This window comes from Kaistia defluvii (assembly GCF_040548815.1).
GTDB classification, from domain to species: Bacteria; Pseudomonadota; Alphaproteobacteria; order Rhizobiales; family Kaistiaceae; genus Kaistia; species Kaistia defluvii_A.
Window position 1 is genome coordinate 1,138,056 of sequence record NZ_JBEPSM010000001.1, and the last position, 19,718, is coordinate 1,157,773.

Below are 19,718 nucleotides of genomic sequence, written 5' to 3' on the forward strand. Positions count from 1 at the left end.
GGAATCTGCAGAGCGTCCTTCTTGGACCAAGACGAACCGTCGCCCCGGCGAAGGCCGGGGCCCATAGCCACAGGCCAAGCAAGGAGTGGCCAGCCTTGTCTCCGCAGGCCGGCGTGTCTGGATCCCGGCCTTCGCCGCGATGACGCAGGGACCCGCGTCCCGCAAAGCCTCCGAATAGTTTGAGCGCACAACCTTTGGGTCGGCACGCCGGATCGCCGACCCCAAAACAAAAGGGCCCGCGACGATGTCGCGAGCCCTCTGCAATCCGACAGAAAAACCCCGCCAAATCAGTCCTTGAGACGCTCGAGCGCGGCGTTGATCTTGGCGGTCAGCTCTTGCGCTTCGGCCAAGCGCTCGCGCTGCTCGTCGATCACCTCTTCTGGGGCGCGCGAGACGAAGTTCTCGTTGCCGAGCTTGGCTTCGATCTTCGCGATCTCCTTGGCGGCCTTGTCGAGTTCCTTGCCGAGACGCGCGCGCTCGGCCACGAGGTCGATGACGCCGGCCAGCGGCAGGGCGATCGTCGCCTCGCCGAGCACGGTCTGCACGGAGCCCTTGGGCGGCGTGTCGGCGGCCGAGATCTCGGACGCCCGCGCCAGGCGCTTGATCAGCGCATCATGCGTCGCCAGCCGCGCCGTCGTCTCCGCCGAAGCGCCGACGATGATCAGCGGCACCATGGCGCCCGGCGGCACGTTGATTTCGGAGCGAACCGAGCGGACCGCCGAAATCAGATCGACCAGCCAGTTGATCTCGGCCGCTGCCGCCTCGTCCTCGAAGTCGAGCGTCGGCCAAGCATTGAGCGCGAGCAGGCCCTCGCGGCGGCTTCCCTCGTCGGCCGTGCGGTCCCAGAGCTCTTCGGTGATGAAGGGCATGAAGGGGTGCAGCAGCGTGACGATCCGGTCCAGCGTCCAGCCGATCGTGGCGCGGGTCTCGGCCTTGGCAGCCTCGTCCTCGCCATTCAACACCGGCTTGACCAGTTCCAGGTACCAGTCGCAGAACGAATTCCAGACGAAGCGATACAGCGCGTTGGCGGCGTCGTTGAAGCGATAGGCTTCCAGCGCCTCCGTCACGGCGCGCGCGGTGCGCGTCGTCTCGGTCGCGATCCAGCGGTTCAGCCGCTCCTTGGCCGTCGAAGGATCGAAGCCGGCGACCCGCGTCGCCCCGTTCATCTCGGCGAAGCGCGAGGCGTTCCAGAGCTTGGTCGCGAAGTTGCGGTAGCCCTCGACGCGCGAGGTCGCGAGCTTGATGTCGCGGCCCTGCGCCGCCATGGCGGTCAGCGTGAAGCGCAGCGCGTCGGCGCCATATTCGTCGATCAGCGTGATCGGATCGATGACGTTGCCCTTCGACTTCGACATCTTGGCGCCCTTCTCGTCCCGGACGAGCGCATGCATGTAGATGTCCTTGAAGGGCTCGACCGGCGTGCCGTTCTCGTCCTTCATGAAGTGCAGGCTCATCATCATCATCCGGGCGACCCAGAAGAAGATGATGTCGAAGCCGGTGATCAGGACGCTGGTCGGGAAGTAGCGGGCAAGCTCGTTGGTCTTGTCCGGCCAACCCATCGTCGAGAACGGCCACAGCGCCGAAGAGAACCAGGTGTCGAGCACGTCCTCGTCGCGCGTCAGCGCGACCGGCGCGCCGTAATGCGCCGTGGCGAGCGCCGAAGCCTCGGCCTCGTCATAGGCGACGAACACCTTGCCGTCCGGGCCATACCATGCCGGGATCTGGTGTCCCCACCAGAGCTGGCGCGAAATGCACCAGGGCTGGATGTTGTCCATCCACTCGTAATAGGTCTTTTCCCAGGTCTTCGGGACGAAGTTGGTCCGCCCTTCGCGCACCGAGGCGATCGCCGGCTGCGCCAGCGTATGCGCATCGACATACCACTGCTCGGTCAGGAATGGCTCGATCGGCACGTTGCCACGATCGCCATGCGGCACGGTGTGCGCATGATCCTCGATCTCGGCCAGATAGCCCTGCTCTTCCATCATCGCGACGATGGAGTTGCGCACCGTGAAGCGGTCCAGGCCCTCGAATGCGGCGATCGTGTCGGCGAGTGCCGCCGTCTTGTCCAGCCCCGCGAGGAACTCGGCATTGCCGGCGATCGCCACATTGGCCTGGCGATCGAGCACGGAGATCATCGGCAGGTTATGGCGGCGCCCAACCTCGAAATCGTTGAAGTCGTGCGCCGGCGTGATCTTGACCGCGCCCGAACCCTTCTCGGGATCGGAATATTCGTCGGCGACGATTGGGATGCGGCGGCCGACGAGCGGCAGGATGGCATGTGCGCCGGCGGCGACGAACGCCTGGTAGCGCTCGTCATCCGGATGCACGGCGACGGCGGTGTCGCCCAGCATCGTTTCCGGCCGGGTCGTCGCCACCGTGATGAAGGTCATCGCATCGTCGGGATCGAAGGTCTTGCCCTCGATCGGATAGCGGAAATGGTAGAGCTTGCCCTTGGTCTCGACCTGGATGACCTCGAGATCCGAGATCGCCGTCTCCAGCTTCGGGTCCCAGTTGACCAGGCGCTTGTCCTTGTAGATCAGCCCGCCGCGATAGAGCTCGACGAACACCTTGAGCACGGCCTTGGACAGGCCCTCATCCATGGTGAAGCGCTCGCGCGACCAGTCGGCCGAGGCGCCGAGGCGCTTCAGCTGGCCGATGATCGTGCCGCCGGATTCGGCCTTCCACTTCCAGATCTTCTCGACGAACGCCTCGCGGCCGATCTCGCGGCGGCCGGGCTCCTGGCGCTCGGCCATCTGCCGCTCGACCACCATCTGCGTGGCGATGCCGGCATGGTCGAGGCCGACCTGCCAGAGAACGTCCTTGCCGCGCATGCGCTCGAAGCGGACGAGAACGTCCTGCAGCGTGTTGTTGAGCGCATGGCCCATATGCAGCGAGCCGGTGACGTTCGGCGGCGGGATGACGATGGAGAAAGGCTCCGCGCCGGGCTTCGCGCCAGCGCCTGCCTTGAAGGCGCCTTGGCCTTCCCAAGTTTCATAGATGCGCGGCTCGACCGCGGCCGCGTCATAATTCTTATCGAGCATGACCGTTTCCGGATGAGGAATTTGAACTGGTGTAAATCGGATGGTCGCGGGCGAGTCAACCGCGCAGCCCCAAGGCGACCCCAAGGCCCATCCCCCGCCTGCGTCGAACGCCTCATATGGGAAGCCGGGAGGCGTTCCGTAAGAACGGCGCCACGCGCCGCCCGTGCGAGGCCGCCGGGAGGTCAGCGACCGCGCGATACGCGCTCGATCTCGTCGCGCACCAGCCGCTCGACGAGCGGCGGCAGGTTGGTATCGAGCCAGGTCTTCAGCATCGGCCGGAGCATGTCCTTGACCAGATCCTCGAGCGTCCGCGAATTGCCGGCCAGCACCGTATTGGCGAGATTGCCGAAAGCGGACTGCACGATGGCATCGGCAGCGGGCGACAGCAGCGGCTCGCCGGCGGGCAATTCGGCCCGGACAGGCCTGGAGGGCGCAGCCGGAGCCGGCGCAGGCGCTTCGGCGCGAATGGGCGAAGGGGCGCGGGAAGGTTCCGGGGCACGGACGGGTTCGGCGGCACGCGGCGGCTCGGGCGCCTGTACCGCCGGGCGCAGCATGCGCGGCTCGGCCATGGGAGCCGAAGCGGCAGGCGCCGGTTCCGGGGCGACAATGTCGGTCCGGGCCGGCGCGGCCGGCGGCGCCGCAAACTCGGCCACGCGAGCGCTGAACAGTGCGTCGATATCTGCGGCGGAGACGGGGACGCTCGGAAGCTTGGGCGGCAGCGCCGTCAGCTCGGAAGCCTTGGGCGCGGCCAGGCCGTGTTCATCCTCGGAGATGATCCGGCGGATCGAGGCGAGGATTTCCTCCATCGAAGGCTCTTGTGCCGCACTGACTTTGGCCATCGCTACCCCACACCCACAGAACTCAGTCGAATCGCTTTGAGAATTCAGCGATTCCAAGGGCCAGAGTAGCGAAAAGCACGACCGGCCGGAACACGACCGGTCGCTTTTCCCCGACTGGAGGCTCGACTACCGGCCGTCCGGCGTCCTGAGGCCGATCCACTTGTCGCGAACCGCCTGGTAATGCTGCTTCGGCTCGTAGCGCTGGACCTTGAGACTGAGGTTTTCGGCCGAAAGCGATCCGGTCGACGACAGCAGCGTGTAGGAGGCCACCACCTGGGCGCGCTGCGCCAAGATCAGCGTCTCGCGGGCCTGCAGAAGCGACTGCTGCTGGTTCAGCACGTCGAGGGTGGTGCGCTGGCCGACCTTCTGTTCTTCGATGACGCCTTCGAGAGCGAGCTGCGAAGCGCGGATCTGGTCCTGGGCCGAGGTGATCGAAGCACGGGCAGCCTGGAGCTGGCCGAATGCCGAAACCGCCGCCGCGCGGACCTGGTCGCGCGCCGAATCCAGCTGGATGCGGTACTGGCCGAGCGTTTCCTTGGCCTGGCGGGTCTGCGAGTAGACGACGCCGCCTTCATAGATCGGCACGCTCAGATTAGCCGTGATGGTCGCGGAATTGCCCCACGAACCGGTGTTCGACGAATCATCATTGTGCGCGAGCTGGCCCTGCACCGACACGGTCGGCAGCAGCTGGCCCTCGATCACCTTCACGTTGAAGGCGGCCGTGTCGACATTGTAGCTGGCGGCGCGAATGGCCGGATGGCGCGACTGGCCGGCGGAAACTGCCGACTCGGCCGACTTGGCGAGCAGGCGGGTGTTCACCACCGGCGTCTGCAGGCTCTTCGGCGCGGTGCCGATGATCTGGATGTAGGTCGCATTGGCGGAGTTCAGGTCCGCAATGGCGACGTCATAGGCCGTCTGGCCCTGGCTGAGTGCCGCATCGGTCTGCGCCAGGTCGGTACGCGTGCCCTCGCCCACCTTCAGGCGGTCGGCGGCGGCGCGCTGCTGTTCGCGCAGGAAGGCGATGTTCTGCTCGCGCAGGCTGACAATGCCCTTCTGGTAGATGACGTTGGTATAGGCCGTCACGGCATCCAGCAGCACGTCCTGCTCGGTCGAACGCAGGATCTCGCGACCGGCGAGCACCGCGGATTCGGCCTGCTTCACGGAGTTCTGCGTACGAAATCCGCGAAAGATCGGCTGTTCGATGGTGAGCCCGTAGCCGCGCGGCCAGGTCGTCGACGACCCGACGGGGAGCTGCGGCGACGTACGACCCCGAGAATAGGACGGCCCGATGAAAGCACTACCCGTCAGCACGGGACGATATCCCGACAGAGCCTGGGGAACGTTTTCGTCGGTCGCGCGTAGTTGAGCGCGCATCGCATTCAGCGTGGGGTTGGAATTATACGTCTGCGAAAGGGCGGAAGTCAGCGTTTCGGCATATACCGAGGGGGCAGCTACGATAACCGCAGCCATAGCTACGGTTGCCAGATAGACCCGGGAAAAAACCACGTTCGAAACCTCGGCGTTGCGAGGCGACGCCCCCCTACCGGACGTCCACCGTCGGACAATACATCGTTAATGTACGCGAGCCCCCGTGACGGTCAAATGGCATGGGGTGCGAAAAGTTGGATAAAGCGCTCCGTGCGACGGGAAAGCCACAGATACCGCTCGACGAACTGTCGAGGAATCAGCGGCTAACCCTTTCATTCCTAACGGAAATCAGAACACGAAAGATTTGGGCTTCGCAAAGCCCGGCAAGGTGCGGACCGAGGTGTTGAACGCCGGACGGCCGCTGACCGACCCGCCGGAGCGCGTGTAGATCATCGCTTTTGCAGCCAGGCCGTTCGCACCAACCACGGCGATGATTCGTCCGCCCTCGCCGAGCTGGTCGACCAGCGCCGGCGGTATGAGTTCGACGGCGCCTTCAAGCAGGATCACGTCATAGGGCGCCTTGGCGGCATGACCGTCCTGAAGCGGCCCGACGACAACCTCGACATTGGAAATGCCGAGGGTGGCGAGATTGTCGCGCGCGGTCGCGGCCAGGGCCTCGTCCGATTCGAGCGCGACCACAGAGGCCGCCAGATGACTGAGGATGGCCGCGGAATAGCCGGTCGTGGTGCCGACATCGAGCACGCGATCGGTCGGCAGGATCGCGGCAAGCTGGACCAGCTTCGCCAGGGGCCCCGGCTCCATGACATAGCGCGGCGCGCTGCCGGGAGCCGACACGAGCAGATCCTCGTCGATATAGGCGAGCGGCTTCAGATGATCGGGCGCGAAGATTTCGCGCGGCACCGCGGCGAAGGCGTCGAGCACGTCGTACTCGGTCACGTCGACGGTGCGAATCTGGCAGTCCACCATCGTGGTTCGCGCCTTGGCGAAATCGACCATGATCAGGGACCCTTTATCGTCATTGTGGCAATAGACGTTCCAATACCGGGCGTTCGGCAAGGTGACAAGCCATTCCGGAGGGGCGCGGCGCCGCAGGCCCCCGCCGATCGTCGACGCCGCGGGGGATAGCCAAGCGCCATCATCCTCCTGTTACATGGGCTGTCCATACGACGCCGTGAAACGACGCGTCGAGATCCACCGGATGCGCGGTTGTCGTTCGATCAGCTCACTCTGAAAGAGGATACAGTCGATGGTACGCAAGACACTCTATGGCGCCGCAATTGCCCTTCTGGGCCTTTCCACCATCCAGGCTGCTGTCGCGGACACGAAGATCGACAACAGTGCACTTGAATCCACTGCGTTCCGCCCGCACGACCGGACCTTCGGCCTCGTCTATACGATGCCGGCCGAGGTCAACGAGACCCTGCATCGCTCGCTGGGCGGCATGCTGACGGAGCGCCTTCTGACGCTCGGCCTCGAGACCGAGGCCATCCGCACCAACATTCCGCATGTCACGGTTGTGCACATCCACAACGCCGACCCGACCACGCCGGCGAAGATGCTCGAAGCGCTGCCGACGCCGCCGAAGCCGCTCAACGTCACGCTGAAGAAGTTTTATACCACCGAGGCCGCCAAGGGCGCCGGCCAGCCCTGGTGGCTCGACCTCGGCGTGGTCAAGGAAGGCGACGGCTTCGAGCGGATGATGGCCTACAACACCGCTGCCACCGCCGCCCTGACGCCGCTGCGCGACGGGCCGCTGCCGCGCGTCACCGGCCCGGTCTTCGCCAAGATGGCCGATGCGGGCAAGGAACTGGTCAAGACCGTCGGCGTCAGCGGCGTCAACGTCGTGAAGAACGGCGAGGAACTGCGCTCGCACAATCCGCACAACACGCTCGTCTACAGCACCAAGACCTTTTCGCCGGAAATCCAGCAGTCGATGGGCGCGCTCGCCGACCAGTTCAACCAGATCCTGCCGGAAGGCATTCCGGCGACGTTCAAGACGGTCTCGATCGTCGAACTGGCCTTCTCGGGCAATGTCACCCGCGAGATCTACCGCGTCGATCTCGAGACCGGCGCCGTCCTCGACGTCGCGACCGGCAAGACCGTCACCCGCTGACGTCTCTTCCAGGAAGTGGGGCGGTCTTCCGGGCCGTCCCGCCTTCGTGCCCTGACGGTTACGCCGCTCTGCCGCCGTCCTCCACAGCCTTGCGTCGGCATTGTTGACGATCGGACTAGACGTCGCCGCCGCGAGCTTGTAGAAGCCGCCAGACGGTCGCGGAAGTATTAGCTCCCTCGCCTGTTGCGCGGTTCGGGTCTTTTGCGATTGCCCTGAAATGCGCCTGCCGGATGTCCCGCCGAAATATGATTTCGAGCGGCATATCAACGAGATGGCCTCGTGGCGGAATGGTTACGCAGAGGACTGCAAATCCTTGCATCCCGGTTCGATTCCGGGCGAGGCCTCCACCCCTTCTTCTCCCAGTGATATCGACCCCTCCGGGGAGCCCGACCACGGCGAACCCGCCGGGGTCATTCGGCGTTTGTCGTCGCCGGCGCTCGTTTGAAGCTCTTTCCGGAGGACGGCGGCAAGGCCTGGGTTACGTCCTGAATGAAGCGCACCGTGTCGTCCAGAGCCGGCGCGCGACTGCGGAGCAGGGGCGAAAAGGTGCCGATCAGGGTGCGGTGATCGACGCCGGGATAGAGCACCGCCGCGACCTGTCCGCCGCGCGATTCGATCTTGCGAGCAAGGCGCGTCGTGTTGCCGGGATCGACCGTCGTATCGTCTGTGCCGGCGGCGACGAAAATCGGCGCCGCTTTGCCGTCGACGAAGTTGATCGGCTGGGTGCGCGCGCGCTGATCGGCGGGCCCGAAGATATCCTTGAGCTTCGGATCCGTCAGCGGCAGGAAATCATAGGGGCCAGCAAGCCCGACCATGCCCCTTATATCCCGGCGACCGTTGAGCCCGACATTCACCAGCCATTGAGGGTCCAGCGCCAGCATGGCGGCGATATGGGCGCCGGCAGAGTGCCCGATAAGAACGATCTTCGTGGGATCGCCGCCATAATCGGCGGCGTGGTCGCGCGTCCAGCGGACGGCCTCCGCCGCGTCGCGCAGAAAGTCCGGAAAGCGAACCTCCGGATAGACCCGGTAGTCGGGAATGACCGTCACGATGCCGCGTTTGGCGAGCGCGGCGCCGACGAAGCGATAGGTCGCCCGATCGCCCTCCTTCCACGTGCCGCCATAGAACATCACGGCGACCGGGAGCCTCTCGGCCCCGCCACGCGGCCGATAGATATCCAACTGATTGCGCGGTCCCGTTCCATAGGGGACGTCGGTTGCCGCGCGATTGTTGGCAAAGGCGGCGAGGCCGTTCAGAAAATCGACCGGAGAGAACCACATGACATTTCCCAGATAGACGATCGCGGCGATGGCGAGGCCCAGGGCGCTCCAGCGCAAGCCACGGCCTCGGGCGCGAGGCCGTGACAGACAGTGCGGCGCCCCCGCCGGGATTGCCGGTCGAGACGTGCGAGGCGGAGAAACGGGTCGGCGCGAGAAAGCGCCGGGCGAGGCGGGGGATCGAGACCATGATGGCTATACGGACCGCCGTCCCGAAAAGTTCCGCGCCGAAAAACAATCGCTTCGAACCCCTCGCATGATCCGGAGCCCTCGCCCGCCGGATTGCCAGCAGGGGTCGTTCGGGGCGATAAGACCGCCATGCTGGCTCATCCCCTCGCCCCCCGTCACGGCGGCGCCCTTCGCGACGCATCCGCGCGCTATGGCGTGGCGCTGGAGGACTGGCTGGATCTCTCGACCGGGATCAACCCGCACCCCTACCCGCTGGCGGATCTGCCGGCTTCCGATTTTCATCGCCTGCCCGATCCCGCCGCCCTCGCCGATCTGCTGGCGGTAGCGCGCAAGGTCTATGGCGTGCCGGCGAAGGCGGCCATCGCGGCCATGCCGGGTTCGGATCTGGCACTGCGCCTGTTGCCGCTCGTCGCGCCGGCCGGCGATGTCGCCATTGTCGGCCCGACCTATTCCGGCCATGCCGAGGCCTGGCGACGCGCCGGGCGCGGGGTTCATGCGGCGGCATCGCTCCACGAGGCGACCGAGCGGGCTGCCATCGTCGCGATCGTCAATCCCAACAACCCCGATGGCCGCGCCGTCGCGCCCTCAGAGCTTTTGCGTGTCGCCGAGCGGCTGGCCCAGCGCGATGGACTGCTGGTGGTCGACGAGGCGTTTGGCGAGGTGGCGCCGGGGCTGAGCGTGATTCCCCACCTGGGCGCCTTGCCGATCGTGGTGCTGCGCTCGTTCGGCAAGTTCTATGGGCTGGCCGGACTGCGGCTCGGCTTCGTGCTGGGGCAGGACGCGCGCGTCGAGCGCCTGCGCGAACGGGTCGGCGATTGGCCGGTCTCGGGCCCGGCTTTGTCGCTGGGCCGGAAGGCGCTGGCCGATTCGGCCTGGCAGTCGGCCACCCGGCAAAGGCTTGCCGCCGCCCGGACCCGCTTGGAAAGCCTCGTCACGGGCGCAGGGCTGGCGATCGAAGGCGGCACCGACCTCTTCGTTCTGGTGCGCACCCCGCAGGCCGTCGCTATCCACGGATCGCTGGCGCGCGCCGGCATCTGGACCCGAGTCTTCGCCGACCAGCCGGACCGCATCCGGTTCGGCCTGCCGCCCGAGCCCGGCTTTGCGCGGCTGGAGGCGGCGCTGGGTCGGGTCGAGCGCTAGGCGCCCTCGCCGCTCCCCTTAGAGCGCGGCGATATCGCCTCGCGCCCAGCCTTCCTTGGTGGCCAGGCGGAAATCCTCGAAGCGGCCTTCGTCGATCGCGGCGCGGATGCCGGCCATCAGGCTCTGGTAATAGGCGAGGTTGTTCCAGGTCAGCAGCATCGCGGCCAGCGTCTCGCCGGACTTGAACAGATGATGCAGATAGGCGCGCGAATAATCGCGGCTGGCCGGGCAATCCGATTCCTCGTCCAGCGGACGATGATCGTCGGCATGGCGCGCATTCTTCAGATTGACCTTGCCGAAACGGGTGAAGGCGAGGCCATGCCGGCCGGCGCGGGTCGGCATCACGCAATCGAACATGTCGATGCCGCGCGCCACCGATTCGAGGATGTCGTCCGGCGTGCCGACGCCCATCAGATAGCGCGGCTTCAACTCCGGCATCACCGGCGTGGTGATGGAGAGCATTTCGAGCATGACCTCCTGCGGCTCGCCGACGGCGAGGCCACCGACCGAATAGCCCTTGAAGTCCATGGCGGCGAGCGCCGTGGCGCTCTCGATGCGCAGGCGCGGATTGTCGCCGCCCTGCACGATGCCGAAGATCGCCTTGCCGGGCTGGTCGCCGAAGGCCGCCTTGGAGCGCTCGGCCCAGCGCAGCGACAGGTTCATCGCGCGCTCGATTTCCTTCTCGGTCGTCGGCAGCCCGACACATTCGTCGAGCTGCATCTGGATGTCGCTGCCGAGCAGACCCTGGATCTCGACGGAACGCTCCGGCGTCAGCTCGTAGCGTCGGCCGTCAATGTGGCTCTGGAAGGTGACGCCCTTCTCGTTCAGCTTGCGCAGCTTGGAGAGCGACATGACCTGGAAACCGCCGGAATCGGTCAGGATCGGGTGCGGCCACTGCGCGAAGGTGTGCAGGCCGCCAAGCTTCGCCACCCGTTCCGCGCCGGGGCGCAGCATCAGGTGGTAGGTGTTGCCGAGGATGACGTCGGCGCCGAGCTCGCGCACCTGGCCCGGATACATCGCCTTGACGGTGCCGGCCGTGCCGACCGGCATGAAGGCCGGCGTGCGGATGGTGCCGCGCGGCATAGAAACTTCACCGCGTCGCGCCATGCCATCCTTGGCGAGCAGCTTGAACTGGAAGGTCTCGGTCATTCTGTCTCGTTCGGAAAAAGCAGCGACGCGTCGCCATAGGAATAGAAGCGATAGCCGCCGGCGACCGCATGCGCATAGGCCGCCCGCATCGTGTCCAGCCCGGCAAAGGCGGAAACCAGCATGAACAGCGTCGAGCGCGGCAGATGGAAGTTGGTCATCAGCAGGTCGATCGCGCGGAAACGATAGCCCGGCGTGATGAAGATGCTGGTCGGGCCGTTGAACGGCCGGATGATCTTGTCCTCGCCGGCGGCGCTCTCAAGCAGCCGCAGCGACGTCGTGCCCACCGCCACGACGCGGCCGCCCCGCGCGCGCACCGCGTTGAGCGCATCCGCCGTCGCCTGCGAGACCTCGCCGCGCTCGGCATGCATCTTGTGCTCGGCCGTGTCGTCCGCCTTGACCGGCAGGAAGGTGCCGGCGCCGACATGCAGCGTCACGAAATGCCGCTCGACGCCCAGCGCATCGAGGCGCGCAAAAAGGTCGGGCGTGAAATGCAGGCCGGCGGTCGGCGCCGCCACGGCGCCCTCCTCGCGGGCATAGATCGTCTGGTAGTCGAGCTTGTCTTCGCCGTCCTCGACGCGCTTCGAGGCGATATAGGGCGGCAGCGGGATATGCCCGACCGAGGCGATCGCCTCGTCGAGAGCGGGTCCCGTGAGATCGAAGGCCAGCACCACCTCGCCCGCATCGCCCTTTTCGGCGACGGTCGCGGCAAGGCCGGAAACCAGGCAGGCGCGATCCGCGCTTTCGCCAAACTGGATACGGTCGCCGAGCTGCAGCTTCTTGGCCGGGCGGACAAAGGCGCGCCAACGGTCGGCCGCCTCGCGCATGTGCAGGGTCACGCCGATCCGCGCCGAAACGCCGTCGCGGACGCGCTCGCCGAACAATTGGGCCGGGATCACCTTGGTGTCGTTGAAGACGAGCGCATCGCCCGGGCGCAGCATGTCGGGCAGCTCGCGCACGATGTGGTCTTCCAGGGCAGCGCCCTGCTTGACGACGAGCAGGCGCGCGGAATCGCGCGGCCGGGCCGGCCGGAGGGCGATATTCTCCTCGGGGAGATCAAAATCGAAAAGGTCGACGCGCATGGGGGCTCAAACAAAGAGGGGCGCCGTTCGCACGGCGCCCCTCTCCTAATCAGCCAGGCCCGCTATTGCAAATCAACCGGCGTCATGCCGGCGATCGGCCGCAGGCCAAGCGGGATCACGCCACGTCGGCGGCAACCTTCATCGAGACGATCTTGTCCGGGTTCTGGACCGGCTCGCCGCGCTTGATCTTGTCGATGTTGTCCATGCCTTCGATGACCTGGCCCCAGACGGTGTACTGACCGTCGAGGAAGCGTGCATCGCCGAAGCAGAGGAAGAACTGGCTGTCGCCGGAGTTCGGATCCTGCGAGCGGGCCATCGACGCGGTGCCGCGGACATGCGGCTCGCGCGAGAATTCAGCCTTGAGCTTCTTGCCCGAACCGCCCATGCCGGTGCCGGTCGGGTCGCCCGTCTGGGCCATGAAGCCGTCGATCACGCGATGGAAGACGATGCCGTCATAAAAGCCTTCGCGAGCCAATTCCTTGATCCGCGCAACGTGCTGCGGCGCGAGGTCCGGGCGCAGGGCGATGGTCGCCGAGCCCTGGGTGGTCTCGAGGATGAGGGTGTTCTCCGGGTCCTTGATTTCGGCCACGGTTATCTCCTTCTGAGGGGCCGCGCCGGAAGGCGGCGCAGCGAGAGCCGACTTACTTCGCGTCGGCGGCGATCTGCATCTTGATGATCTTGTCGGGGTTTGCCGGGGGCTCGCCCTTTGCGATCTTGTCGACGAACTGCATGCCGTCGACGACTTCGCCCCAGACGGTGTACTGGCCGTCGAGGAAGCCGCCATCGGCGAACATGATGAAGAACTGGGAATTGGCCGAGTCCGGATTCTGCGAGCGCGCCATGCCGAGCGTGCCGCGCGCAAAGTGCGCCTTGGAGAATTCGGCCTTGATGTCGGGCTCCTTGGAGCCGCCCATGCCGGTGCCGGTCGGGTCGCCCGTCTGGGCCATGAAGCCGTCGATCACGCGGTGGAAGACGATGCCGTCATAGAAGCCCTCGCGGGTCAGCTTCTTGATCTGCGCGACATGCTTCGGCGCCAGGTCCGGGCGAAGCTTGATCACGACGCGACCATCCTTCAGGTCGAGATAGATCGTATTTTGCGGGTCGAGCTTCTCGCTCGCAGCCTGGGCAGGCGCGGCAATGAAGAGGAACGCAGCGGCGATCGCCGCGAACAGGCCAAGGAAACGGGTCACTGAGACCTCCGGTCGGTGGACGGTACCGCCTTTTGCGGTGACGTCAGGAACTGAATTTTTGTGTCAGCTTTCGGGCGACACCCGTCGGGACGAAGGCTGAAGCGTCGCCGCCCATCTTCGCAATCTGGCGTACCAGCGTCGCGGTTATGTGACGCGTCGCGGGCGTAGCCGGCAGAAACACGGTCTGAATCGCCGGCGCCATGGCGCCGTTCATCCCCGCGAGCTGCATCTCATAGTCCAGATCGGTGCCGTCGCGAAGCCCGCGGATCATCACCGATGCGCCGCAATCGCGCGCGGCGTCGATCGTCAGCCCGTCAAAGGACATCACCTCGATTCGGCCCGCCCCGCCCTCGATCTCATCCGCGAGCTCGCGGATCAGCGCCACGCGCTCGTCAAAGGAGAAGAGCGGCGTCTTGCCGGGATGAACGCCGATGGCGACGACGAGCCTGTCCACCACGGCCAGCGCGGCGCGCAGCATCTCGACATGGCCGTTGGTCGGCGGATCGAACGAGCCCGGATAGAGTCCTGTACGCACCATGATCACATCTCGCTCCCGGATCGATGCCGGATTCTCACGCAAGGTTTACGAAGGAGAAGAAGACTTCCTTAAGGAACCAACTTCCCAAACGGACATTGCTTCCCCAGATGAATAGCAAATGAACGGCGAGTTGTGATGCGGTTCATAGGCAAAGGAGCAGGTTGCGTCCACGTTCCGGCGCAACAGGACACGGAGGGCAAGCCATGACGACGTGGTTCCACAGCATCATTCTCGCAACTTGCGCCGCAGCGACCATCGCGGTTGGTTTCGCCAGCGCAGCCGCCTATTCCGACCGGGATGTTCCGGCAGCTAAGAAGGGCGATCGCCTTTCTGCTGCCGTAGAGCTCTCCGACGCTCGGATGACGACCATCGTGGATAGCCAGAAGGGCTACTCCGTCATTACCCGCGTCCCCATCTCGGACGCGAACTGAGGGTTTCCCCTCAACCCTGAAAGACCTCCAAGAAGACCCCAAGATCATTTGTGACGACGCCGGCCTTTCCCCTGAGGCCGGCGTCATCGTTTTGTAGGGAGCGTTCAGCCTTCGGCCGGCGTCTCGGGGGCCGGCGGCGCATCCGGCGAGGGCGGGCCATCGGAGGCCGGTGCAGGCGCTTCTGCGTCCGGCTCGTCTTCCTCGACATCCGTCAGGCGGTCGACCGAAACGACCTTTTCCTTGTCGCTCGTATTGAAGACGATAACGCCCTGCGAGCCGCGGCCGACGATCCGGATCGGCTTATCGCCGCCAACCGGCATGCGGATCATCTGCCCGGCATCGGTCACCAGCATGATCTGGTCCGAATCTTCCACCGGGAAGGACGCGATCAGCTCGCCGTTTCGGTCATTCACCGCCATGGCGACGATGCCCTTGCCGCCGCGACCGGTGATCCGATACTCGAAGGACGACGTCCGCTTGCCGTAGCCATTCTCGGAGATCGTCAGCACGAACTGCTCGGCGGCGCTCATCTCGGCATAGCGCGTCTGCGGCAGCGTTGCATTGCCCGGTGCCTCGTCGGCATCGTGCTCGATGACCGTCGCATCCTCGACCTCGCCACGCACCGCGCGGCTCATCTTCAGATAGGCCGAGCGTTCGTCGCCATTGGCATCGAAGTGATGCAGGATCGCCATCGAGATGATGCGGTCGCCCTCGGCGAGCGAGATGCCGCGCACGCCGGTCGAGTCGCGTCCCTTGAAGACGCGGACGTCGGTGACGGCAAAGCGGATGCACTGCCCCTTTGCCGTGGTCAGCAACACGTCGTCATGCTCGGAGCAGAGCTGGACGTCGACGATCGCATCGCCTTCCTCGTCGAACTTCATGGCGATCTTGCCATTGCGGTTCACCTGGACGAAGTCGGAAAGCTTGTTGCGGCGAACCGTGCCGCGCGTCGTCGCGAACATCACGTCGAGCGTCGCCCACTGATCCTCATCCTCGGGCAGCAGCAGAATCGAGGTGATCCGTTCGCCTTCCTGGAGCGGCAGCAGGTTGTTCAGGAACTTTCCGCGCGCCTGGGGAGCGGCCAGCGGCAGCCGCCAGACCTTCATCTTGTAGGCGATGCCGCGCGACGAGAAGAACACGACCGGCGTGTGCGTGTTGGTGACGAACAGACGGGTTACGAAATCCTCGTCCTTCGTCGCCATGCCGGAGCGGCCCTTGCCGCCGCGATGCTGGGCCCGGTAGGTGACCAGCGGCACGCGCTTGATGTAGCCCTCATGGCTGACGGTGACGACCATGTCTTCGCGCTGGATGAGGTCTTCATCCTCGAAGTCGATGCCGCCGTCGAGGATCTCGGTCTTGCGCGGGGTGGCGAACTCGTCGCGCACCGCGACCAGCTCTTCGCGGATGATCGCGACGATGCGGGCGCGCGAGCGAAGGATCTCAAGGTAGTCGGCGATCTCGGTGCCGAGCTTGTTCAGCTCGTCCGCGATTTCGTCGCGTCCCAGAGCGGTCAGGCGCTGCAGGCGGAGATCGAGGATCGCGCGGGCCTGCACTTCCGACAGCTGGTAGGTGTTGTCGGCCGCCAGCTTGTGGCGCGGATCGGCGATCAGGGCGACCAGCGGGGCGATGTCGACGGCCGGCCAATGCCGCTCCATCAACCGCTCGCGCGCCGTCGAAGGATCGGGCGCCGTGCGGATCAGATGGATGACTTCGTCGATATTGGCGACGGCGATGCCGAGGCCGACCAAGACATGGGCGCGGTCGCGCGCCTTGTTGAGCAGGAAGCGGGTACGCCGCGCGACGACTTCTTCGCGGAAGACGACAAAGGCCTGGATCAGGTCCTTGAGGTTCATCAGCTGCGGCTTGCCGCCGGTCAGCGCCACCATGTTGACGCCGAACGACGTCTGCAGCGGCGAATAGCGATAGACCTGGTTCAGCACGACATCGGCCACGGCATCCCGCTTCAGCTCGATGACGACGCGCATGCCGAGGCGATCGGACTCGTCGCGGATATCGGAGATGCCCTCGATCCGCTTGTCGCGGACGAGCTCGGCGATCTTCTCGATCATCGTCGCCTTGTTCACCTGGTACGGGATCTCATGGATGATGAGAGCCTCGCGCTCCTTGCGAACCGTCTCAATCGTCACGCGGCCGCGCATCAGGACCGAACCACGGCCCTCGTGATAGGCGGAGCGGATGCCGGCGCGGCCGATGATCAGGCCGGCGGTCGGGAAGTCCGGACCGGGAATGATCTCCATCAGCTCTTCGATGCTGATGCCGGGATTTTCCAGATAGGCGATGCAGCCGTCGATCACCTCGCCCAGATTGTGCGAGGGAATGTTGGTCGCCATGCCGACGGCGATGCCGCCGGCGCCATTGACCAGAAGGTTCGGGAAACGGGCCGGCAGGACGACGGGCTCGCGCTCCGAACCGTCATAATTGTCCTGGTAGTCGACCGTGTCCTTGTCGATATCGTCCAGCAGCGCATGCGCCGGCTTCGCAAGGCGCACTTCCGTGTAACGCATGGCGGCCGGGCTATCGCCGTCGACCGAGCCGAAATTGCCCTGACCATCGGCCAGCATCACGCGCATGGAGAACTCTTGCGCCATGCGGACCAGGGCGAAGTAGATCGAAGCATCGCCGTGCGGATGGTACTTACCGATCACATCACCAACGACGCGGGCCGACTTGCGGAACGACTTGTTCCAGTCGTAGCCGTTCTCATGCATCGAATAGAGGATACGGCGGTGCACCGGCTTGAGGCCGTCGCGCGCATCGGGAAGCGCGCGGCTCACGATCACGCTCATCGCGTAATCGAGATAGCTCCGCTTCATCTCATCGGTGATGGAGATCGTTTCGTTGTCGGATGGGCGGCCATCGCCCGGCTCATCGGGGCGTGGCGGCTCGGGGGTATCGGACAAGTTATTTTCCGGAATCAGTTTCGATTGCAGACATCATAGAGACCCCGTGTGGCGGACTCAAGGAATCCCGCCAAAACCGCAGGATTCGTGGTGCTTTTAGCCATATCCCGCCGATTTGCCGCGGCCCTGCGGCACCGCGCTCGGCCTTTCCCGCCACGCCCCCTCGCCGCCGGCGCGACGGCAGGCGGATTTGCGCCCGGCGCACCCTGCCCGATCGTGACGGATCAGGCTGGCGAAGGCGCCTCCGGCCTGTCACCATGGCGCTCTTTCCGGAAGCGATGCTGCGAGACGCCAAGTCCGGCGGAGCGTGCAAAGGACGAGGCGTGCTCGATTACCTGCTGAATGCCCTGATCACCCTGTTCGTCACCATCGACCCCATTGGTCTGGCGCCGATCTTCGTCGGGCTGACGCGCGGCATGAGCCGGGGCCAACGCCGCCAGACGGCGATCCGCGCCACCGTGACCGCCACGATCATCCTCTACGCCTTCGCCCTGATCGGCGAGGGCCTGCTGACCTTCCTCGGCATCTCGCTGGCGGCGTTCCGCATTTCCGGCGGCCTGCTGCTGTTCTGGATCGCCTTCGAGATGGTGTTCGAGCGCCGTGACCAGCGCAAGCTGGCCAATGCGCAGAAGGCGATCGAGGAGGAGCGCGTGCATGAGCTGGCGGATATCCACCACCTCGCCGTCTTCCCGCTCGCCATCCCGCTGATCGCCGGACCCGGCGCGATTTCGGCCACCATCCTGATCGCCGCCTCGGCACCGAGCACGCTCGGCCTGATCGGCCTGCTGGTGATCATTGGCGCGCTGGTCGGCGCCTGCCTGGCCGTGTTCCTGCTCGCCGGTCCGCTCGACCGCATGCTGGGCACGACGGGCCGCATCGTGCTGACGCGGCTGCTGGGCGTGCTGCTCTCGGCCCTTGCCGTGCAGTTCGTCGCCGACGGCGTGACGGAGATCGCCCGGGCGGCGATGCGCGCCGGCTGACGCCTCTTTCGGGCGGAAGGCGAACCGTCTAGAGATGCGCGCCGCGGCCGGCACGCTCGCCGGTGGCCCAGGAAAGGCGACCATGTCCGACCGAAAGAATGCCTGTCACGCGGCGGCCCTCGCCTCCCCGCTGACCTCGCGCCTGACGGTCGATGAAGCGATCGCCATCCTGCTCGCCCAGCGCCAGACCGAAACCGTGGCCGCCCTGCGCGCCGCGCTCGACCGGCCGATGCCGGAAGCGATTCAACCCCTGCATGCGGCGCTGCAGGCCCTGAGCACCACGCTGGCACTCTGCGCGCGCCTGTCTGGCACCGGGGCGTTCGACGATCTGCTGCGCAACGGGCACACCCTCATTGAAGCCCTCGACGACGCCCGCCGCTGGGACGCGCTGGTGGTCGAAACATTGGCCAGCCACATCGACGCGCTTGCCGGCGTCGCCGACGTGGCGGCGCTCGGCGACGCGGCGGCCGCCGCCCGGCTGGAAAGCCACCGCCGCGTGCGCGCCCTGCTCGACGGCCCGCTGCCGCAGCGGGTTTTGCTCGGTCTCGCCTTCCTCGTCTCGCAGCCCCGCTGGCGCGGCGACGAGGGCGCGATCTCCAAGCGCCTCGCCGCGAAATTCCGCGTGCGGACCAGGCGCGAGATCGCGCGGCTGGACAAACGCCTTCAGGACCGGGGCAAGGCCATTCGCCGTCTCGCGGAGGATGTCCAGCAGGAGTTGCGCGGCGATGTGCGGCATCTCGCGGCGGTGATGGACCTAGTCGGCCCGCTCTGGCCACGCCCGCCCCGGTTCCGGCGTTACCGGCAGCACCTGCACGCGCTGCATTCGACGCTGGACGGGCTGCACGAGGCTCGGATGACGCAGCAAGGCCTGGACCGCATTGCCGAGCAGGACCCTTCCCCCGTCGTGCAGCGCGCCGTCGGCGCGATCGGGGGCTGGTCGGTCCGTGACCGGGCGAACCGGCTATCGAAGCTCGACAAGCTCTGGCGCGAATACCGGGCCGCCAAGCGCTTCTGGTAGCGCGCGCCGCGCCGGGAGACGTGAAGATCGGCCGGATCGGCTGCGTGTTAATCTGAAGACCGGGCCGTCACACAGAACGGCCACACGGCTTCGGAGGACCGATCATGTTCATCGCGCGCTGGCAGATCGACGCCCGCTTCGGGCACAAGAAGGAAGCCCTTGAGCTGATGCGGGAATGGGAGCGCGAGATCGGCGCCAAGGCCGGCGTCGACCCGGAGCGCTCCTCGGTGGTGACCGGCTCGATCGGCGCGCTGGAAGCGACGATTGAGAATAATCTGATGGTCGAGAACCTGGCCGAGCTCGAACGACTGTTCGAGGGAATCGCCGCGATCCCGGCCCATGTCGAATGGGGCAAGAAGCTGGAGCCGCACGTCGTCTCCGGCACCTCCCGCTGGAGCATCCTGCGCGTCGTGCCGATGAACTGAGC

Annotated in this window: 17 protein-coding genes and 1 tRNA gene; 7 read left to right on the forward strand and 11 right to left on the reverse strand. The window is 66.0% G+C overall.

Annotation, left to right across the window (positions count from 1 at the left end; translation table 11 throughout):
* Positions 1-287: 287 nt before the first annotated feature.
* The 4 genes from ABIE08_RS05375 to ABIE08_RS05390 form a co-directional block, all read right to left on the reverse strand.
* Complete coding sequence (locus ABIE08_RS05375; RefSeq protein ID WP_354549298.1) at positions 288-3,038, reverse strand: valine--tRNA ligase; 2,751 nt, start codon at positions 3,036-3,038, stop codon at positions 288-290.
* Positions 3,039-3,220: 182 nt separating this feature from the next.
* Positions 3,221-3,844, reverse strand: coding sequence for a PopZ family protein (locus ABIE08_RS05380; protein ID WP_354549299.1), 624 nt, complete (start codon positions 3,842-3,844; stop codon positions 3,221-3,223).
* A 159-nt stretch (positions 3,845-4,003) separates the two neighbouring features.
* Positions 4,004-5,347 carry a TolC family outer membrane protein gene (locus ABIE08_RS05385; RefSeq protein WP_354549301.1) on the reverse strand — a complete coding sequence of 448 codons (1,344 nt, stop codon included), beginning with the start codon at positions 5,345-5,347 and terminating at the stop codon, positions 4,004-4,006.
* A gap of 246 nt (positions 5,348-5,593) precedes the next feature.
* On the reverse strand, positions 5,594-6,262 hold the full coding sequence (locus ABIE08_RS05390) for a protein-L-isoaspartate O-methyltransferase family protein (protein WP_354551583.1): 669 nt from the start codon (positions 6,260-6,262) through the stop codon (positions 5,594-5,596).
* 250 nt (positions 6,263-6,512) lie between these two features.
* On the opposite strand from ABIE08_RS05390, the gene ABIE08_RS05395 reads away from it, so the two are divergent.
* Together ABIE08_RS05395 and ABIE08_RS05400 are read left to right on the forward strand one after the other, a co-directional pair.
* Positions 6,513-7,379 carry a hypothetical protein gene (locus tag ABIE08_RS05395; protein WP_354549302.1) on the forward strand — a complete coding sequence of 289 codons (867 nt, stop codon included), beginning with the start codon at positions 6,513-6,515 and terminating at the stop codon, positions 7,377-7,379.
* Between the two features lie 273 nt (positions 7,380-7,652).
* Positions 7,653-7,726, forward strand: a tRNA-Cys gene (locus ABIE08_RS05400).
* Between the two features lie 63 nt (positions 7,727-7,789).
* Here ABIE08_RS05400 and ABIE08_RS05405 read toward each other — a convergent pair.
* Positions 7,790-8,716, reverse strand: a complete 927-nt coding sequence (locus tag ABIE08_RS05405) for an alpha/beta hydrolase (protein ID WP_354549303.1) — start codon at positions 8,714-8,716, stop codon at positions 7,790-7,792.
* Between the two features lie 258 nt (positions 8,717-8,974).
* Here ABIE08_RS05405 and cobD point away from each other — a divergent pair, with 258 nt between their 5' ends.
* On the forward strand, positions 8,975-9,985 hold the full coding sequence (gene cobD, locus ABIE08_RS05410; protein WP_354549305.1) for a threonine-phosphate decarboxylase CobD: 1,011 nt from the start codon (positions 8,975-8,977) through the stop codon (positions 9,983-9,985).
* An 18-nt stretch (positions 9,986-10,003) separates the two neighbouring features.
* Here the strand turns inward: cobD and tgt are convergent, their stop codons facing one another.
* The 5 genes from tgt to coaD form a co-directional block, all read right to left on the reverse strand.
* On the reverse strand, positions 10,004-11,134 hold the full coding sequence (gene tgt, locus ABIE08_RS05415) for a tRNA guanosine(34) transglycosylase Tgt (RefSeq protein ID WP_354549306.1): 1,131 nt from the start codon (positions 11,132-11,134) through the stop codon (positions 10,004-10,006).
* A complete protein-coding gene (gene queA / locus ABIE08_RS05420; protein WP_354549307.1) occupies positions 11,131-12,213 on the reverse strand; it encodes a tRNA preQ1(34) S-adenosylmethionine ribosyltransferase-isomerase QueA in 1,083 nt (360 codons plus the stop codon). The genes tgt and queA overlap by 4 nt, the downstream gene beginning before the upstream one ends.
* Positions 12,214-12,328: 115 nt before the next feature.
* On the reverse strand, positions 12,329-12,802 hold the full coding sequence (locus ABIE08_RS05425) for a peptidylprolyl isomerase (protein WP_354549309.1): 474 nt from the start codon (positions 12,800-12,802) through the stop codon (positions 12,329-12,331).
* Positions 12,803-12,854: 52 nt separating this feature from the next.
* Complete coding sequence (locus tag ABIE08_RS05430; protein WP_436409504.1) at positions 12,855-13,403, reverse strand: peptidylprolyl isomerase; 549 nt, start codon at positions 13,401-13,403, stop codon at positions 12,855-12,857.
* A 43-nt stretch (positions 13,404-13,446) separates the two neighbouring features.
* Positions 13,447-13,938 (reverse strand): pantetheine-phosphate adenylyltransferase, encoded by a 492-nt coding sequence (gene coaD, locus ABIE08_RS05435; protein ID WP_354551586.1) that lies wholly within the window; start codon positions 13,936-13,938, stop codon positions 13,447-13,449.
* Positions 13,939-14,144: 206 nt separating this feature from the next.
* On the opposite strand from coaD, the gene ABIE08_RS05440 reads away from it, so the two are divergent.
* Complete coding sequence (locus tag ABIE08_RS05440; RefSeq protein WP_354549310.1) at positions 14,145-14,372, forward strand: hypothetical protein; 228 nt, start codon at positions 14,145-14,147, stop codon at positions 14,370-14,372.
* A 104-nt stretch (positions 14,373-14,476) separates the two neighbouring features.
* Here the strand turns inward: ABIE08_RS05440 and gyrA are convergent, their stop codons facing one another.
* Positions 14,477-17,206 (reverse strand): DNA gyrase subunit A, encoded by a 2,730-nt coding sequence (gyrA, locus tag ABIE08_RS05445; protein ID WP_396309460.1) that lies wholly within the window; start codon positions 17,204-17,206, stop codon positions 14,477-14,479.
* A 410-nt stretch (positions 17,207-17,616) separates the two neighbouring features.
* Between gyrA and ABIE08_RS05450 the strand changes: the two genes are divergently transcribed.
* The 3 genes from ABIE08_RS05450 (at position 17,617) to ABIE08_RS05460 (ending at position 19,716) form a co-directional block, all read left to right on the forward strand.
* Entirely contained in the window at positions 17,617-18,273 is a 657-nt protein-coding gene (locus ABIE08_RS05450; protein WP_354549311.1) for a MarC family protein, read from the forward strand.
* Between the two features lie 82 nt (positions 18,274-18,355).
* Positions 18,356-19,291: a CHAD domain-containing protein gene (locus ABIE08_RS05455; RefSeq protein ID WP_354549312.1), complete on the forward strand. Its 936-nt coding sequence runs from the start codon at positions 18,356-18,358 to the stop codon at positions 19,289-19,291.
* 104 nt (positions 19,292-19,395) lie between these two features.
* Positions 19,396-19,716: a hypothetical protein gene (locus ABIE08_RS05460; protein ID WP_354549314.1), complete on the forward strand. Its 321-nt coding sequence runs from the start codon at positions 19,396-19,398 to the stop codon at positions 19,714-19,716.
* Positions 19,717-19,718 lie beyond the last annotated feature (2 nt).

Coding starts and splice junctions, on each gene's coding strand:
- ABIE08_RS05375 (WP_354549298.1), bottom strand. CDS start 3,038: ATGCTCGATAAGAATTATGACGCGGCCGCGGTCGAGCCGCGCATCTAT.
- ABIE08_RS05380 (WP_354549299.1), bottom strand. CDS start 3,844: ATGGAGGAAATCCTCGCCTCGATCCGCCGGATCATCTCCGAGGATGAA.
- ABIE08_RS05385 (WP_354549301.1), bottom strand. CDS start 5,347: ATGGCTGCGGTTATCGTAGCTGCCCCCTCGGTATATGCCGAAACGCTG.
- ABIE08_RS05390 (WP_354551583.1), bottom strand. CDS start 6,262: ATGGTCGATTTCGCCAAGGCGCGAACCACGATGGTGGACTGCCAGATT.
- ABIE08_RS05395 (WP_354549302.1), top strand. CDS start 6,513: ATGGTACGCAAGACACTCTATGGCGCCGCAATTGCCCTTCTGGGCCTT.
- cobD (WP_354549305.1), top strand. CDS start 8,975: ATGCTGGCTCATCCCCTCGCCCCCCGTCACGGCGGCGCCCTTCGCGAC.
- tgt (WP_354549306.1), bottom strand. CDS start 11,134: ATGACCGAGACCTTCCAGTTCAAGCTGCTCGCCAAGGATGGCATGGCG.
- queA (WP_354549307.1), bottom strand. CDS start 12,213: ATGCGCGTCGACCTTTTCGATTTTGATCTCCCCGAGGAGAATATCGCC.
- ABIE08_RS05440 (WP_354549310.1), top strand. CDS start 14,145: ATGACGACGTGGTTCCACAGCATCATTCTCGCAACTTGCGCCGCAGCG.
- gyrA (WP_396309460.1), bottom strand. CDS start 17,206: ATGAAGCGGAGCTATCTCGATTACGCGATGAGCGTGATCGTGAGCCGC.
- ABIE08_RS05455 (WP_354549312.1), top strand. CDS start 18,356: ATGTCCGACCGAAAGAATGCCTGTCACGCGGCGGCCCTCGCCTCCCCG.
- ABIE08_RS05460 (WP_354549314.1), top strand. CDS start 19,396: ATGTTCATCGCGCGCTGGCAGATCGACGCCCGCTTCGGGCACAAGAAG.